The organism is Microbacterium sp. JZ101, from assembly GCF_053903175.1.
On record NZ_CP096400.1, the window covers coordinates 1,901,416 to 1,916,671 of the forward strand.

Sequence of the window (15,256 nt, forward strand, 5' to 3'; positions counted from 1 at the left end):
AACCGGGGGAAAGAGAACGGGGCGGGCCGAAGCCCGCCCCGTCCAGATGCATGTGCGTCTGCGGTGATTACTCGCCCGCGACGATGTTGACGACCTTGCGGCCGCCCTTGGTGCCGAACTCCACGGCACCGGCAGCGAGCGCGAAGAGCGTGTCGTCGCCGCCGCGGCCCACGTTGGCGCCCGGGTGGAAGTGCGTGCCGCGCTGACGGACGAGGATCTCGCCCGCGTTGACGGTCTGGCCGCCGAAGCGCTTGACGCCGAGGCGCTGCGCGTTCGAGTCGCGGCCGTTGCGGGTGGAGCTTGCGCCCTTCTTATGTGCCATCTCTGGAGCCTCTTCCGCTTACTTGATGCCGGTGACCTTGACGCGCGTCAGGTCCTGACGGTGACCCTGGCGCTTCTTGTAGCCGGTCTTGTTCTTGTACTTCTGGATGACGATCTTGGGGCCGCGCAGGTCGCCGAGGACCTCGGCGGTGACCTTGACCTTCGCCAGCTTCTTGGCGTCGGTCGTCACGGTGTCGCCGTCGACGAAGAGGACGGCGGGCAGCTCGATCGTCTCACCCTCGGCAGCCTTGAGGCGGTCGAGCGTCACGATGGTCCCGACCTCGACCTTCTCCTGCCGGCCACCGGCGCGAACAACTGCGTAAACCACGTTCATACCTGTTTCATTGGGGAAGCCATGCGGCTTCCGAATCTCACGGGAAGACTTCGCTTGCGGGTCGCACCGGATGTGCGAGGTGCGTCTCGGGCAAGACTTTCGTCGCGCCGCCAGTGGGAGAGCGCGCGACAGGGGACGCACCAAAGGAATACTTTACCCGATGTCGGGCGGTTCGGCCAAAAGCGGCAACGCGGCGCGTCGGGCGCGGATGTCCGTAGGCTGGATGGCCATGACCGTTCTCGTCGACCAGGCGATGTGGCCCGCACACGGCCGCCTGTGGGCCCATCTCGTGAGCGACGAGAGCCTCGCCGAGCTGCATGCCTTCGCAGCGGCGAACGACATCCCACGGCGGGCGTTCGACCGCGACCACTACGACGTGCCGGCGGATGCGCTCCCCCGGCTCGTCGCGGCGGGCGCCACCGCGGTCTCGGCGCACGAGCTCACGCGCGCCCTCATCGCCTCCGGCCTGCGGGTGCGCGCTCGGGACCGCCGCTGAGGCCCCGAGCGCGCGTGACGTCACTCCCCGTCGCGGGTCGCGGGGTTGACGGTGACCGCTGTGCCGAGCAGCGCGGCCGTCGTGACACGACGGCGGGCACGGCCCTGGCCGGGCGCCTTCGGCTCGGGCAGCGCCTCGAGCACGGAGTCGAGCAGCTGGGCGGCCTCCGACGTCGGCGCGACCGACGGGGGCTTCTCGACCGAGCGCTTCTTGCGCGGTCGCCGCGGGCGCTCGCGCTCCTCGCTCTGGGCGCCGCCGCGCGGCCCCTCGGGGAGCTCGATGCCGAGTGACGCGAGGTCGGCCGGCTGCTCCGCGCGCGCGGGCTGCTCGGGGCGCTGCGGCTCCGACGCCTCGGACTCCGGCTTCGCGATCGTCGACGCGGCGATCTGCGCGAGCGCCGACTTCACGCCGTCCGTGATGACGTGCGCGGCCGACGACGGCTGCGCGGGCGCGGCGCTCTGGGACGACTGTCCGCCGCGCGAGCGACGGCCGGAGCCGTTCGAGCCGTTCGAGCCTGCGCCGTTCGAGCGGTGCTTGACCACCGGGTCGTGATGGACGATGACGCCGCGGCCCGCGCACACCTCGCACGGCTCGCTGAACGTCTCGAGCAGGCCCAGACCGAGCTTCTTGCGGGTCATCTGCACGAGGCCGAGCGAGGTGACCTCGGCGACCTGGTGCTTCGTCCGGTCCCGGCTCAGGCACTCGATGAGGCGCCGCAGGACGAGGTCACGGTTGGACTCGAGCACCATGTCGATGAAGTCGACGACGATGATGCCGCCGATGTCGCGCAGCCGGAGCTGGCGGACGATCTCCTCGGCCGCCTCGAGGTTGTTCTTCGTGACGGTCTCCTCGAGGTTGCCCCCCGAGCCGACGAACTTGCCCGTGTTCACGTCGACGACCGTCATCGCCTCGGTGCGGTCGATGACGAGCGAGCCGCCCGACGGCAGCCAGACCTTGCGGTCGAGCGCCTTCTCGATCTGCTCCGTGATGCGGTACTCGTCGAAGGGGTCGCGGTCGCCCTCGTAGTGCTCGACACGGTCGAGCAGGTCGGGCGCGACGCCCGTGAGGTAGTCGACGATCGTCCGCTGCGCCTCCGCGCCCTGGATGAGGAGCTTCGTGAAGTCCTCGTTGAAGACATCGCGGATGATCTTGACGAGCAGGTCGGGCTCGCTGTGCAGCAGCGCGGGTGCGTTGCCCTTCTGCACGAGCTCGTTGATGTGCGCCCACTGCGAGGTGAGGCGGTTGACGTCGCGGGTCAGCTGCTCCTCGGTGGCCCCCTCCGCGGCGGTGCGGACGATGACGCCCGACGACTCGGGGAGCACCTCCTTGAGGATCTTCTTGAGGCGCGCCCGCTCGGTGTCGGGCAGCTTGCGCGAGATGCCGTTCATGGCGCCGCCCGGCACGTACACGAGGTAGCGGCCCGGGAGCGAGATCTGGCTGGTCAGGCGCGCGCCCTTGTGGCCCACGGGGTCCTTCGTGACCTGCACGAGGACGCGGTCGCCCTGCTTGAGCGCGAGCTCGATGCGACGCGGCTGGTTGCCGGTCTCGACGGCATCCCAGTCGACCTCGCCCGAGTACAGCACGGCGTTGCGGCCGCGGCCGATGTCGACGAACGCGGCCTCCATGCTGGGCAGCACGTTCTGCACGCGGCCGAGGTACACGTTGCCGATGAGCGATGCGTCCTGGTTGCGCGCCACGTAGTGCTCGACGAGCACGTTGTCCTCGAGCACGGCGATCTGGATGCGTCCGTTCTTCGAGCGGACGATCATCTGGCGGTCCACCGCCTCGCGGCGGGCGAGGAACTCGGCCTCGGTCACGACAGGGCGACGGCGGCCCGCCTCCCGGCCGTCCCGACGGCGCTGCTTCTTCGCCTCGAGGCGCGTCGAGCCCTTGATGCGCTGCGGCTCGGTGATCACCTCGACGACGCGCTGCCGGCGGCGCGGCTCGTCCTGCGGCGCCTCGTCGACCCCGTCGGATCCGCCGCGACGGCGCCGACGGCGCGACGAGCGCCCGCCCTGCTGCTCCTCGGGCTCGGGCTCGGGGAGCGCGGGCAGCGGCGTGATGTCGGGCGCGTAGAAGTGCAGGTCCGTCGTGACGCGCGAGACGAAGTCGGCCGGGAGGAGGCCGAGGCTCACCGCGGTCACCGGCTCGGGCTCGGGCTCGGGCTCAGGCTCCTCCGCCGGCACCTCGTCCTCCGCCGGCGCGTCGGAGTCCTCGGAGTCCGCGGATCCGGCTTCCGAGCTCTCGCCCTCGGGCGCGTCGGTCTCGGCGGCCGGCTCCGCGCCATCCGATGCCTGCTCGACCTTCTCGACGTGCGGTGCGTCTGGCGCGTCCGGCGTCTCGTCCGCGGCGCTCTCGCGCTGCGCGTCGGGCTGCGTCGTGGGCTCGACAGCCGCCTCGTCGCCTCCGTTCGCGTCGAAGGTTCCGTCTGTGTCGTTGTTCACTTCAGCCATCGCTGGCGTACTCCCTGCGGGGCGGAGGTCCGCCCGAGAATCTCGTGCGGCCCCGCATCGCGCGGCCGCGAACTCCATCGGCATGCGACCGGCACTTCGCTCTGGTCGCGCGGGGCAGCCGTTGCCCCGAAGTCTTGTCACTCGACGGCTCCCCGACCTCGCCGGGGTGCACGTCGGGACCATTATCTCACTACCTGCTGTTCACCCGCACCCTGAGGCGCGAGGGAGGGTGCCCGGGCGCGCCGCACGGACGGCGCGCGCAGTCCGCGATGCGATAATCCGACCATGCCCGAGACTCGCACGCGCCCCACTGCTCTGGCCATCTGGCTCGTCGTCGCCGGCGTCATCGGCTGGTGGGCGGCGTTCTCGCTCACGGTCGAGAAGTTCCACCTGCTGGAGAACCCGAGTGCGGCGCTCGGCTGCGACTTCAACGTGCTCGTCCAGTGCGCGGCGAACCTCGACGCCTGGCAGGGCTCCGTGTTCGGCTTCCCGAACCCGCTGCTCGGGGTCACCGGATGGGTCGCCCCGGTCGTCGTCGGGATGGCGCTCCTCGCCGGCGCGCGCTTCTCCCGCTGGTTCTGGGCCCTGTTCACGCTCGGGATGGCGTTCGCGTTCGGCTTCGTGTGCTGGCTCATCGGCCAGAGCATCTTCGTCATCGGGACGCTGTGCCCGTGGTGCATGGTCACGTGGGTCGTCACCATCCCCTCGTTCTACGCGGTGCTGCTCCACGCCATCCGGATCGGGGCGATCCCCCTCCCGCGTCCTGTGCGCAGGGGCGCCGACGCGCTCATCGGCTGGCTGCCGCTTCTCGCCGTGCTGAGCTACGTCGCCATCGCGGTCATGGCCCAGCTGCGCCTCGACGTCCTCGGGATGCTGTTCTAGGCCGACGCACGCAGAGAGCCGGCATCGGGAGCGTTCCCGATGCCGGCTCTCCGGGGGCGGCTCGCTCGGCTCGCTGAGCGTCTAGAACCAGATCTCGAGCTCGCGGGCGGCGGACTCGGGGCTGTCCGAGCCGTGCACGAGGTTCTGCTGCACGGCGAGGCCCCAGTCGCGGCCGAGGTCGCCGCGGATGGTGCCCGGGGCGGCGGTCGTCGGGTCGGTCGTGCCGGCGAGCGCGCGGAAGCCCTCAATCACGCGGTTCCCGGCGACGCGGATCGCGACGACGGGGCCCGACAGCATGAACTCGAGGAGCGGCTCGTAGAACGGCTTGCCCTCGTGCTCGGCGTAGTGCCGGGCGAGCAGGTCGCGGCTCGGCTCGACGAGCTTGATGTCGACGAGCGAGTAGCCCTTCGCCTCGATGCGGCGGAGGATCTCGCCGGTGAGGCCGCGGGCGACGCCATCGGGCTTGACGAGGACGAGGGTCTCTTCGGTGGCCATGGGAGTGCCTTTCTCGTGGAACGGGTGGTGCGGGTGCCGGTCAGTCGGTCTCGGACTCGGCCGCGGCGCGCTGCGCGGAGACGCGCCGCTCGATCCGCGCCCCTCCGATCGTCGCATACGCCCACATGCCGCCGAACACGAGCGTGACGAGCAGGATCGCGGGCACGAAGAGCGCGCCCAGGGCGGTCGCGACCTGGAGCGCCCATCCGACGGCGAACGCCCAGCGGTGCCGGAGCAGGCCGCTCGTGAGCACCATCAGGATGGCGACGACGGCGCCCGCGACGATCCCCCACCACGGGGCGATCGGCTCGGGAAGCGCGCGGAGCCCATAGATCGACAGGCCGGCGAGGAACACGACGACCGCCTCGAACACGAGGACGATCGAGCCGATCTTCTCGGGCAGGGCGCGGTAGCGCGGCGCCCGGCGCGCGGCGCCCGTCACGCTCCGCTCACCGGCTTCCACTCCTCCTCCTGCGCGAGCAGGACGGCCTCTCCCGCGAGCACGACCGAGCCCGCGATCGCGACCGCGCGCCGCGGCGCCTCCTGCGCCCACGCGCGAGCCGCCTCTGCCGCGTCGTAGACGCCGGAGTGCACCGTGACGCGGAGGCCCGCGGCCTCCGCGATGTCGGCGAGTCGATCCGCGTCGCTCGCGCGGTCCGACGACGGAACCGTGGCGAAGACGTGCGCGGCGACCGGGGCGAGCGCGGCCACGATGCCCGCGGCGTCCTTGTCGTCGAGGACGCCGAGGACGACGCCCCACTCGTCGAAGTCGAACGACTCCTTCAGCGCGGCCGCGAGGGCGCGCGCGCCGTGCGGGTTGTGCGCGGCGTCCACGACGACGGTCGGCTCGATGCCGACGAGCTGGAGCCGACCCGGCGAGGTCGCCTGCTGGAGCCCGTCGGTGAGCACGCCCGACGCGATCGCCTGGCTGCCCGCGCCGATCAGCGCCTCGACCGCCGCGATCGCGACCGCGGCGTTCTGCCCCTGATGACGCCCGTAGAGCGGGAGGTACTCCTCGTCGTACGAGCCGGCGAGGCCCTTGACGGAGATGAGCTGGCCGCCGACCGCGAGCCGGTCGTCGACGAGGGCGAAGTCCTGCCCCTCGAACGCGACGGTCGCGTTCCTCTGCGCGGCGACGCGGCGGATGACGGCCTCGGCCTCGGGACGCTGGACGGCGGAGACGACCGACGCGCCGTCCTTGATGATGCCGGCCTTGACCTCGGCGATCTCCTCCACGGTCGATCCCAGGCGGCTCACGTGGTCGATGTCGATGGGCGTGAGCACCGCGACGTCGCCGTCGGCCGTGTTCGTGGAGTCCCAGCTGCCGCCCATGCCCACCTCGAGCACGAGCACGTCGACGGGCGCGTCCGCGCACGCGACGAACGCGAGCACGGTGAGGAGCTCGAAGAACGTCAGGCGCGCGTCGCCGCGGGCCTCGAGCTCGGCGTCGACGATCCCGACGAAGGGCTCGATCTCGTCCCAGGCGTCGGCGATCGCCGCATCCGCGATCGGCTCGCCGTCGATGAGGATCCGCTCGGTGAAGCGGGTGAGATGCGGGCTCGTGAACAGCCCCGTGCGGAGGCCGTGCGCGCGGATGAGGCTCTCGATGATGCGCGCCGTCGAGGTCTTCCCGTTCGTCCCCGTGATGTGCACGACCCGGTAGGTGCGCTGTGGGTCGTCGAGGAGCTCGAGGATGCGGCCGACGCGCTCGACACGCGGCTGCACCCACTGCTCCCCCGCCCTCGCCAGCAGCGCGTCGTAGACGGCGTCGGCCCTGGCCCGGTCGTTCGCGCTCACGCGGCGCTCCCCACTCGCGAGACGGCGACGGCGAAGTCGCCCGCGTTCGCGTAGGTTCCCGCGGGCACGGTCGCCGTGTGCTCCGCGGCGTCGGTCGTCGAGCCCTCGACGACCGTGTGCTCGACGGCGAGGGTCTCCCCCGCGACGTCGGCGACATCCCACGCGCGGCGCACGGCAGCGGCGTCGTCGGCCGACGCGAACGCGAGCTGCAGGCGGATGCGGTCGCTCACCTCGAAGCCCGCGGCCTTGCGCGTGTCCTGCACGGCGCGCACGACGTCGCGGGCGAGGCCCTCGGCCTCGAGCTCGGGCGTCGTCGTCGTGTCGAGCAGCACGAAGCCGCCCGACGGCAGGGTCGCGATCGCCTCGCCATCCGGCCGGCCCGACGTGTCGAGTGCGAGCTCGTACTCCCCCGGCTCGAGGGCGATGCCGTCGGCGGTCACGACGCCGTCCTGCTCGGTCCAGGCGCCCGACTTCGCGGCGCGGATGACCTGCTGCACCTGCTTGCCCAGACGCGGTCCCGCGGCACGCGCGTTGATCGTGAGGCGGTGCGAGATGCCGTACTGGGCCGCCGTGTCGTCGCCGAGCTCCACGAGCTCGACGGCCTTCACGTTGAGCTCGTCGCGCAGGATGTCGTCGAACTGCGCGAGCGCCTCTGCGTTCGCGGTCACCACGGTCAGCTTGGCGAGCGGAAGGCGCACGCGCAGCCCCTCCTTCTTGCGGAGCGCGTTCGCGACGCTCGAGGCCTCGCGCACGGCGTCCATGGCCGTCCGGATGTCGGCCGCATCGGCGAACTCGGCGGCATCGGGCCAGTCCTCGAGGTGCACGCTGCGTCCGCCCGTGAGCCCCTGCCACACGCGCTCGCTCACGAGCGGGATGAGCGGCGCCGCGACGCGCGTGAGCGTCTCGAGCACGGTGTAGAGCGTGTCGAAGGCCTCGCGGCTGCGCGGGTCGTCCGTGACGCCGAGCCAGAAGCGGTCCCGCGAGCGGCGGATGTACCAGTTCGTGAGGACCTCGGCGAAGTCGCGCAGCCGCGCCGAGGCCGTCGTGGAGTCGAGCTGGTCGAGGTCGGCCGCGACGTCGCGCACGAGGTCGCCCGTGAGCGCGAGGATGTAGCGGTCGAGCACATCCGTCGAGTCCGTGCGCCGCGTGGCCTCGTAGCCCGCGCCATCCGGGCCCGCTGCGGCGTTCGCGTACGTCGCGAAGAAGTACCACGAGTTCCACAGCGGGAGGAGGAACTCGCGCACGCCCGAGCGGATTCCCTCCTCGGTCACGACGAGGTTGCCGCCGCGCAGCACGCTCGACGACATGAGGAACCAGCGCATGGCATCCGACCCGTCGCGGTCGAAGACCTCCGACACGTCGGGGTAGTTCCGCAGCGACTTCGACATCTTCTGGCCGTCGTTGCCGAGCACGATGCCGTGGCACGAGACGCCCGTGAAGGCGGGCCGGTCGAACAGCGCGCCCGAGAGCACGTGCATGACGTAGAACCAGCCGCGCGTCTGCCCGATGTACTCGACGATGAAGTCGGCCGGGGCGTGCGTCTCGAACCAGTCCTTGTTCTCGAACGGGTAGTGCACCTGCGCGAACGGCATCGAGCCCGAGTCGAACCAGACGTCGAAGACGTCCTCGATCCGGCGCATCGTGCTCTTCCCCGTCGGGTCGTCGGGGTTCGGGCGCGTGAGCTCGTCGATGTACGGGCGGTGCAGGTCGACCTCGCCCTTCTCGTTGCGCGGGAGGCGGCCGAAGTCGCGCTCGAGCTCCTCGAGCGAGCCGTAGGCGTCCACGCGGGGGTGATTCGGGTCATCCGACTTCCACACGGGGATCGGCGAGCCCCAGAAGCGGTTGCGGCTGATCGACCAGTCGCGCGCGCCCTCGACCCACTTCCCGAACTGGCCGTGCTTGACGTTCTCGGGCGCCCACGTGATCTGCTCGTTGAGCTCGACGAGGCGGTCGCGGAAGTCGGTCACCCGGATGAACCAGCTCGACACGGCCTTGTAGATGAGCGGGTTCCGGCATCGCCAGCAGTGTGGGTACGAGTGCTCGTACGACTGCAGGCGCAGGAGCCGCCCGCCCTGGCGCAGCAGGCGCACGAGCGGGGTGTTCGCGTCGAGCCAGAGCTCGCCGGCGACGTCCGGGACGATGTCGAGGAAGCGGCCGTCGTCGCCGAGCGACACGATGGTGGGGATGCCCGCGGCCTCGTTGAGGCGCTTGTCGTCCTCACCGTAGGCGGGAGCCTGGTGGACGATGCCCGTGCCGTCGCCGGTGGTGACGTAGTCGTCGACGAGGATCCGCCACGCGCGCTGCGTGCCCCAGGTCTCGGCGTCGGCGAAGTAGTCCCACAGCCGCTCGTAGGCGACGTCGCGGAGCTGCTCGCCCGTGACGCGGACGCGCACGGCCTCGCGCGCGGCGGCCGCGTCGTCGTAGCCGAGGTCCTTGGCATAGCCGCCGAGGAGGTCCTCCGCGAGCAGGAACTCCGCGCCATCCGCCGCCTCGCCTGCCCCGTTCGGGCCGACCGGGACGACCGCGTACACGATGTCCGGGCCGACCGCGAGGGACATGTTCGTCGGCAGCGTCCACGGGGTCGTCGTCCAGGCCAGGGCGCGCGCGCCCTCGATGCCCAGCGCCGCTGCCTTCTCGCCGACGAGCGGGAAGGTCACCGTGACCGACGGGTCCTGCCGCATCTTGTAGACGTCGTCGTCCATGCGCAGCTCGTGGTTCGACAGCGGCGTCTGGTCGCGCCAGCAGTACGGGAGCACGCGGTAGCCCTCGTAGGCGAGGCCCTTGTCGAACAGCGTCTTGAACGCCCAGAGGACGCTCTCCATGTACGTCGTGTCGAGCGTCTTGTAGCCGCGCTCGAAGTCGACCCAACGCGCCTGGCGGGTGACGTAGTCCTCCCACTCGCGCGTGTAGGCGAGCACGGAGTCGCGGGCCTTGGCGTTGAACGCGTCGATCCCCATCTCGAGGATCTCGTGCTTCTCGGTGATGCCGAGCTGCTTCATCGCCTCGAGCTCGGCGGGGAGCCCGTGGGTGTCCCAGCCGAACACGCGGTCGACCTTGCGCCCGCGCATCGTCTGGAAGCGCGGGAAGAGGTCCTTCGCGTACCCGGTGAGGAGGTGCCCGTAGTGCGGCAGGCCGTTCGCGAACGGCGGCCCGTCGTAGAAGACCCACTCCTCGGCGCCCTCGCGTTGCGCGATCGACGCACGGAAGGTGTCGTCCGCGGCCCAGAAGTCGAGGATCTCGCGCTCGATCTCGGGGAAGCGGGGGCTCGGCACGACGGTGCTCTTGTCGGCGGCGGGGCCGAACGAGGACTTCGGGTAGGTCATCTCACTCCAGCAGTTCCATGGGGACTGCGAGGACGACCTCCGCCGACGAGACGGCAGGAGCCGCGGTACCACCCCGCGTTGCGCCGCATGCGACGCCGCTCTCACTGCGGCTGTGACGGGCCTGCCCCGCGCGGTTCTACTGAGGTCCTTGCGTTCCCGTTCTTCCGCGAGCTCCCCGGTGATGGCCGGATCGGTGCCGATGCCCCCATCCTACCGCCGCCGGGCGCCGGTGCGCACGGCGTGTCGGCGCGGGCGCGTAGGGTCGACGGATGGCCAGGAAGCAGGGTCGCCCGATCGCCCCGCGCGTGAGCGCACCGGATCTGCCGGACGCCCTCGAGGACGCCGTCCCTCGGCGATACGCGGACCTGCAGCGGTCGCGCCTGGCGGGTCTCGCGGGCGACGTCGACCTCGAGCACGCGTCGCTCGAGGAGTGCGTCATCGCCGCTCCGTCGGTCGAGACCCTCGCCCTGCGCGGCGCGACGCTCATCGACGTCGAGATCTCCGACATCCGCGCCGTCTCCGTCGTCGCCCGCGACGCGACCATCCGTCGGCTGCGCATCGCGGGCGGACGCATCGGGACGCTCGACCTCGCGGACGCGGGCGTCGCGGAGCTCGAGCTGCGCGACGTGCGCGTGGACTACCTCTCGTTCGCGGGCGCACGACTGGAGGATGTGCGCATCGTCGACAGCACCATCCGCGCGATCGATCTGCCGCAGGCGCGCCTGACGCGGGTGGCGTTCGAGGGCTGTCGGGCCGACGAGGTCGACCCGCGCGGCATGCGCGCCGCCGACCTCGACCTGCGCGGGCTCGACGCGCTGTCCTACCTCGACGTGCTCGCCCTGCGCGGCGCCACGCTCACGGACGACCAGGTGCGGATGCTCGCTCCCGCGTTCGCGGCGGCCGCGGGCATCGACGTGAAGGGCTGAGGCGCGAGGGGCTGAGGCGGTCGCATCCCGGTTCGCCGCAGACCGCGTCCACCCCGAGGCTGATCGCCGCATTCCGAGGCAGGTCAACATGAAACTCGCCACAGAACGCGGCGAACGGATTGCGGATCGCCGCGATTCGAGGCAAGGCCGAAGTGCGCCGTCAGCGGCGCCGTGCGATCGCCGCTCGCACATCCGCGAGCAGCCGACGCGGGTCGTCGAGATCCGCCTGCGTCACCGGGATGTAGACCCATCCGAGCGCCTCGATCCTGCGTCGACGTGCAAGATCGCGCCGCCACCGCTCCTTGTCCCGGTGGTGATCGCCCTCGTACTCGATCGCGATCCTCAGCGGGGTGAGCGCGAGGTCGACGCGAGCGACGAAGCGGCCTTCATCGTCGAAGAGCTCGAAGTTCGTCTCGAGGGTTCCGAGCCCCTCCTCGACGAGGAGGATGCGAAGCTCCGACTCCTTGGGCGACTCCGCACCGGGATCGACGAGCTCGACCGCACGGCCGAGCTTCGCCGACCCCCGCCCGCGGGGAACCGCCTGCGCCGCGCGGCGCAGTGCCTCCGCCCCGCACATGCGCGCCGCCGCGTCGCCGAGCGCGACGAGCTCCGCCAGCGTCAGGGCACCGGCGAGGTCGCAGAAGGTGCGCGCGGGCGTGGTCACGGGAACGCCGCGCAGCACCTCCACCGCATCAGCGGGAAGACTTCGCTCGTGTCCGATGATCCGCCGCCCGCGGCGCGCGCGCACGCCGGTGGGAGTCGTGATATGCACCCGGCCCGGGGCGGTGAGCCGGCGAGGCAGGGGAAGCGCCAGGAGCCGGGCGGCCGTCTCATGACTGAACGCCGCCGACGGAGGCATCGTCAGGAGAACGGCCCGGCAGATGCTCTCGAGGTCGGTGAGCTGCGTCGGCAGGCGCACCCCCTGCGCGGGAATCCAGAGATCGCCGGCGCGGAGTCGCGCTGACGACAACTCCGGCACCTCCTCCACGCGGAAGGCGCGACCGGAGACACGCTGCGGCAACGGGGACGGCGATCGCGACATGCTTCGACTCTGCGCCCGGACCGGGGCGAGTCGACGGCTCTCCCCAGCCGGAGCAGGCGGCACGCCGTCGTCGCGCTCCTGTGCACACGGCGTGCGGCCGGCGACCGGCGCGGCAGCTCGATCGCGCACGCCGCGGAATGCGGCGAAGCGGCGCGGGTTCGCCGCAGAACGGGGCGGATGTTCGCGGGACCTGCCCCGAAACGCGGCGAACGCCATCCGAATCGCCGCGAAACGCGGCGAACGCGCGGCGAACCCCGCCCGCTCCCCCGCCCCCCGCCGACCCCCGCCCTCCCGGGCCACTCCACCCCGCCCCGGTACACTGGTCGGGCACCCACACTCAGGCACGCAGACACCGTGCCGTACATAGCGCGCGAGGAGATCCCATGGCCGCCATTCCCGACAAGCCCGCACTCGAGGGTCTCGAAGCGAAGTGGGGTGAGTCCTGGGAGCAGCAGGGCACCTACCTCTTCGACCGCGACGCCGCCCGCGCGAAGGGGCGCGCCGGCGTCTTCTCGGTCGACACCCCGCCGCCGACCGCGAGCGGCAGCCTCCACATCGGCCACGTGTTCTCGTACACGCACACCGACGTGAAGACCCGCTACGAGCGCATGCGCGGCAAGACGGTGTTCTACCCGATCGGCTGGGACGACAACGGCCTGCCCACCGAGCGCCGCGTGCAGAACTACTACGGCGTGCGCTGCGACCCGTCGCTGCCCTACGACCCCGACTTCACGCCGCCGTTCGAGGGGACGACGAAGACGATCAAGGCCGCCGACCAGATCCCGGTGAGCCGCCGCAACTTCATCGAGCTGTGCGAGAAGCTCACGGTCGAGGACGAGAAGACCTTCGAGGACCTGTGGCGCACCCTCGGGCTCTCGGTCGACTGGACGCAGACCTACCGGACGATCTCCGACGACACCATCCGCACGAGCCAGCTCGCCTTCCTGAAGAACCTCGAGCGGGGCGAGGCCTACCAGGACCTCGCTCCCACCCTGTGGGACGTCGACTTCCGCTCCGCGATCGCGCAGGCGGAGCTCGAGGATCGCGACCAGCAGGCCGCCTACCACCGCCTCGCGTTCCACCGGACGGATGGCTCGGGCGACATCCACATCGAGACGACGCGACCCGAGCTGCTCGCGGCGTGCGTCGCCCTCGTCGCCCACCCCGACGACGAGCGCTACCAGCCCGTCTTCGGCTCGACCGTGACGACGCCCGTGTTCGGCGTCGAGGTCCCCGTCCTCGCGCACCCGCTCGCGCAGCCCGACAAAGGCTCGGGCATCGCGATGATCTGCACGTTCGGCGACGTGACCGACATCATCTGGTGGCGGGAGCTCGACCTCCCCAACCGGACCATCATCGGCAAGGACGGCCGCGTCGTCGCCGACGCGCCCGAGGCGATCACGTCGGATGGCGGCAGGGCCGCGTTCGCGGAGATCGCCGGCAAGACGGTCTTCAGCGCCAAGAAGCGGATGGTCGAGCTGCTGGAGGAGTCCGGCGAGCTCACGAGCGTGTCGGCCCCGTTCACGCATCCCGTGAAGTTCTTCGAGAAGGGCGACCGACCGCTCGAGATCGTCTCGACGCGCCAGTGGTACATCCGCAACGGAGCGCGCGACGCCGAGCTGCGCGAGCGGCTCCTCGCGCTCGGCCAGGAGATCGAGTGGCACCCCGAGTTCATGCGGGTCCGCTACGAGAACTGGGTGAACGGCCTCACGGGCGACTGGCTCGTGTCGCGTCAGCGCTTCTTCGGCGTGCCGATCCCGGTCTGGTACGGCCTCGACGAGAACGGCGAGCGCGACTACGCGCGCGTCCTCGTGCCCGACGCCGCGAGCCTCCCGGTCGACCCGTCGAGCGACGTCCCGCCGGGCTACACCGAGGACCAGCGCGGCGTGCCGGGCGGATTCGAGGCGGAGACCGACGTCTTCGACACGTGGGCGACGTCGTCGCTGACCCCGCAGCTCGCGGGCGGATGGCAGCGCGACGAGGATCTGTGGAGCCTCGTGGCGCCGTTCGACCTGCGCCCGCAGGGCCAGGACATCATCCGCACGTGGCTCTTCTCGACCCTGCTGCGCAGCGCTCTCGAGGACGACCGTGCGCCGTGGGCGCACGCCGCGATCTCCGGCTTCATCGTGGACCCGGACCGCAAGAAGATGTCGAAGTCGAAGGGCAACGTCGTCACGCCCGCCGACATCCTCGAGAAGCACGGGTCCGACGCCGTCCGGTACTGGGCCGCGTCGAGCCGCCTCGGGACGGATGCCGCGTTCGACCCGCAGAACCCGACGCAGATCAAGATCGGACGCCGCCTCGCGATCAAGGTCCTCAACGCCGCGAAGTTCGTGCTGGGCTTCGAGGCGCCCGAGGGCGCCTCGGTCACCGAGCCGCTCGATCTGTCGATGCTCGCCGCGCTCGACGACGTCGTGGTGCAGACCACGGCTGCGCTCGACGCGTACGACCACGCCCGCGCCCTCGAGCTCTCGGAGTCGTTCTTCTGGACGTTCTGCGACGACTACCTCGAGCTCGTGAAGGAGCGCGCGTACGCGGGCGGCGACGCGGGCGCCTCGGCGGCGGTCGCGCTGCGCACCGCGCTCTCGACGCTCCTGCGCCTGCTCGCGCCCGTCGTCGTCTTCGCCGCGGAGGAGGCGTGGTCCTGGTTCGAGACCGGCTCCGTGCATCGCGCAGCCTGGCCCGAGCCGACCGGGCTCGGCGGCGACACGGCCGTGCTCGCCGCCGCGAGCGAGGCCCTGATCGGCATCCGCCGCGCGAAGACCGAGGCGAAGGCCTCGCAGAAGACGCCCGTCGCCCGCGCAGTCGTCGCGGCTCCCGCCGAGCGCGCGGCCGCCCTGCGGCTCGCCGCCGACGACCTCAGGGCCGTCGGCCGGATCGCCGCGCTCGAGATCGAGGACGCCGACGCGTTCGCGGTCACCGACATCCAGCTGGCCGAGGAGGCCTGATGCAGCTCGGAACGCGCTGGTCGGCCGGCTCGGAGCCGCCGGCCAGCGTGCCCGCCTCGCTGCGCGCGGAGATCTCGCGCGTCGAGGCGGAGCTGCCGGATGACGCTCCGCGGCCGTCGTGGACGCTCACGTGGCTCGAGGGACGGCCGATCGCCGAGCTCGACACGGCGATCGAGGTCGTCATCGGCCCCGACGGGGTCGCGATCTCGCGCCCGTTCTCCGACTGAGAGGCGCCGCCG

13 protein-coding genes are annotated in these 15,256 nt (G+C 71.5%); 5 read left to right on the forward strand and 8 right to left on the reverse strand.

The features are described 5' to 3' along the window. Window positions 1-67: 67 nt before the first annotated feature. Window positions 68-322: a 50S ribosomal protein L27 gene (gene rpmA / locus M1D56_RS08925; RefSeq protein WP_271172004.1), complete on the reverse strand. Its 255-nt coding sequence runs from the start codon at window positions 320-322 to the stop codon at window positions 68-70. An 18-nt stretch (window positions 323-340) separates the two neighbouring features. Next, window positions 341-649 carry a 50S ribosomal protein L21 gene (gene rplU, locus M1D56_RS08930; protein ID WP_271172186.1) on the reverse strand — a complete coding sequence of 103 codons (309 nt, stop codon included), beginning with the start codon at window positions 647-649 and terminating at the stop codon, window positions 341-343. 235 nt (window positions 650-884) lie between these two features. Here rplU and M1D56_RS08935 point away from each other — a divergent pair, with 235 nt between their 5' ends. Further along, window positions 885-1,151 (forward strand): DUF4031 domain-containing protein, encoded by a 267-nt coding sequence (locus M1D56_RS08935; protein WP_456283302.1) that lies wholly within the window; start codon window positions 885-887, stop codon window positions 1,149-1,151. A 20-nt stretch (window positions 1,152-1,171) separates the two neighbouring features. Here the strand turns inward: M1D56_RS08935 and M1D56_RS08940 are convergent, their stop codons facing one another. Next, a complete protein-coding gene (locus M1D56_RS08940) occupies window positions 1,172-3,604 on the reverse strand; it encodes an Rne/Rng family ribonuclease (protein ID WP_456283304.1) in 2,433 nt (810 codons plus the stop codon). A gap of 285 nt (window positions 3,605-3,889) precedes the next feature. Here M1D56_RS08940 and M1D56_RS08945 point away from each other — a divergent pair, with 285 nt between their 5' ends. Continuing rightward, complete coding sequence (locus tag M1D56_RS08945) at window positions 3,890-4,486, forward strand: vitamin K epoxide reductase family protein (protein WP_271172007.1); 597 nt, start codon at window positions 3,890-3,892, stop codon at window positions 4,484-4,486. Between the two features lie 81 nt (window positions 4,487-4,567). Here the strand turns inward: M1D56_RS08945 and ndk are convergent, their stop codons facing one another. The 4 genes from ndk to ileS are packed head-to-tail and all read right to left on the reverse strand — an operon-like array spanning window position 4,568 to window position 10,101. Beyond that, on the reverse strand, window positions 4,568-4,981 hold the full coding sequence (gene ndk, locus M1D56_RS08950; protein ID WP_271172008.1) for a nucleoside-diphosphate kinase: 414 nt from the start codon (window positions 4,979-4,981) through the stop codon (window positions 4,568-4,570). Window positions 4,982-5,021: 40 nt separating this feature from the next. Then, the gene (locus M1D56_RS08955) at window positions 5,022-5,444 is read right to left on the reverse strand and encodes a DUF4233 domain-containing protein (protein ID WP_271172009.1); all 423 of its coding nucleotides are present in this window, start codon (window positions 5,442-5,444) and stop codon (window positions 5,022-5,024) included. Next, window positions 5,420-6,778 (reverse strand): bifunctional folylpolyglutamate synthase/dihydrofolate synthase, encoded by a 1,359-nt coding sequence (locus tag M1D56_RS08960; RefSeq protein WP_456283306.1) that lies wholly within the window; start codon window positions 6,776-6,778, stop codon window positions 5,420-5,422. The genes M1D56_RS08955 and M1D56_RS08960 overlap by 25 nt, the downstream gene beginning before the upstream one ends. Continuing rightward, window positions 6,775-10,101 carry an isoleucine--tRNA ligase gene (gene ileS, locus M1D56_RS08965; protein WP_456283308.1) on the reverse strand — a complete coding sequence of 1,109 codons (3,327 nt, stop codon included), beginning with the start codon at window positions 10,099-10,101 and terminating at the stop codon, window positions 6,775-6,777. The genes M1D56_RS08960 and ileS overlap by 4 nt, the downstream gene beginning before the upstream one ends. Window positions 10,102-10,370: 269 nt before the next feature. Between ileS and M1D56_RS08970 the strand changes: the two genes are divergently transcribed. Beyond that, window positions 10,371-11,027: a pentapeptide repeat-containing protein gene (locus M1D56_RS08970; protein ID WP_456283309.1), complete on the forward strand. Its 657-nt coding sequence runs from the start codon at window positions 10,371-10,373 to the stop codon at window positions 11,025-11,027. A gap of 160 nt (window positions 11,028-11,187) precedes the next feature. Here the strand turns inward: M1D56_RS08970 and M1D56_RS08975 are convergent, their stop codons facing one another. After that, a complete protein-coding gene (locus M1D56_RS08975) occupies window positions 11,188-11,997 on the reverse strand; it encodes a hypothetical protein (RefSeq protein ID WP_456283311.1) in 810 nt (269 codons plus the stop codon). Window positions 11,998-12,452: 455 nt separating this feature from the next. Here M1D56_RS08975 and valS point away from each other — a divergent pair, with 455 nt between their 5' ends. Then, window positions 12,453-15,017, forward strand: coding sequence for a valine--tRNA ligase (valS, locus tag M1D56_RS08980; protein WP_456283313.1), 2,565 nt, complete (start codon window positions 12,453-12,455; stop codon window positions 15,015-15,017). Then, window positions 15,017-15,244, forward strand: a complete 228-nt coding sequence (locus M1D56_RS08985; RefSeq protein WP_456283315.1) for a hypothetical protein — start codon at window positions 15,017-15,019, stop codon at window positions 15,242-15,244. Before valS ends, M1D56_RS08985 begins: the two co-directional genes overlap by 1 nt. The last annotated feature ends 12 nt before the right edge of the window (window positions 15,245-15,256 follow it).

Excerpts from the sequence above, each read along its gene's own strand:
- M1D56_RS08940 (WP_456283304.1), bottom strand. The coding sequence starts at position 3,604 with ATGGCTGAAGTGAACAACGACACAGACGGAACCTTCGACGCGAACGGA.
- ileS (WP_456283308.1), bottom strand. The coding sequence starts at position 10,101 with ATGACCTACCCGAAGTCCTCGTTCGGCCCCGCCGCCGACAAGAGCACC.
- M1D56_RS08985 (WP_456283315.1), top strand. The coding sequence starts at position 15,017 with ATGCAGCTCGGAACGCGCTGGTCGGCCGGCTCGGAGCCGCCGGCCAGC.
- M1D56_RS08970 (WP_456283309.1), top strand. The coding sequence starts at position 10,371 with ATGGCCAGGAAGCAGGGTCGCCCGATCGCCCCGCGCGTGAGCGCACCG.
- valS (WP_456283313.1), top strand. The coding sequence starts at position 12,453 with ATGGCCGCCATTCCCGACAAGCCCGCACTCGAGGGTCTCGAAGCGAAG.
- ndk (WP_271172008.1), bottom strand. The coding sequence starts at position 4,981 with ATGGCCACCGAAGAGACCCTCGTCCTCGTCAAGCCCGATGGCGTCGCC.
- M1D56_RS08945 (WP_271172007.1), top strand. The coding sequence starts at position 3,890 with ATGCCCGAGACTCGCACGCGCCCCACTGCTCTGGCCATCTGGCTCGTC.
- rpmA (WP_271172004.1), bottom strand. The coding sequence starts at position 322 with ATGGCACATAAGAAGGGCGCAAGCTCCACCCGCAACGGCCGCGACTCG.
- M1D56_RS08935 (WP_456283302.1), top strand. The coding sequence starts at position 885 with ATGACCGTTCTCGTCGACCAGGCGATGTGGCCCGCACACGGCCGCCTG.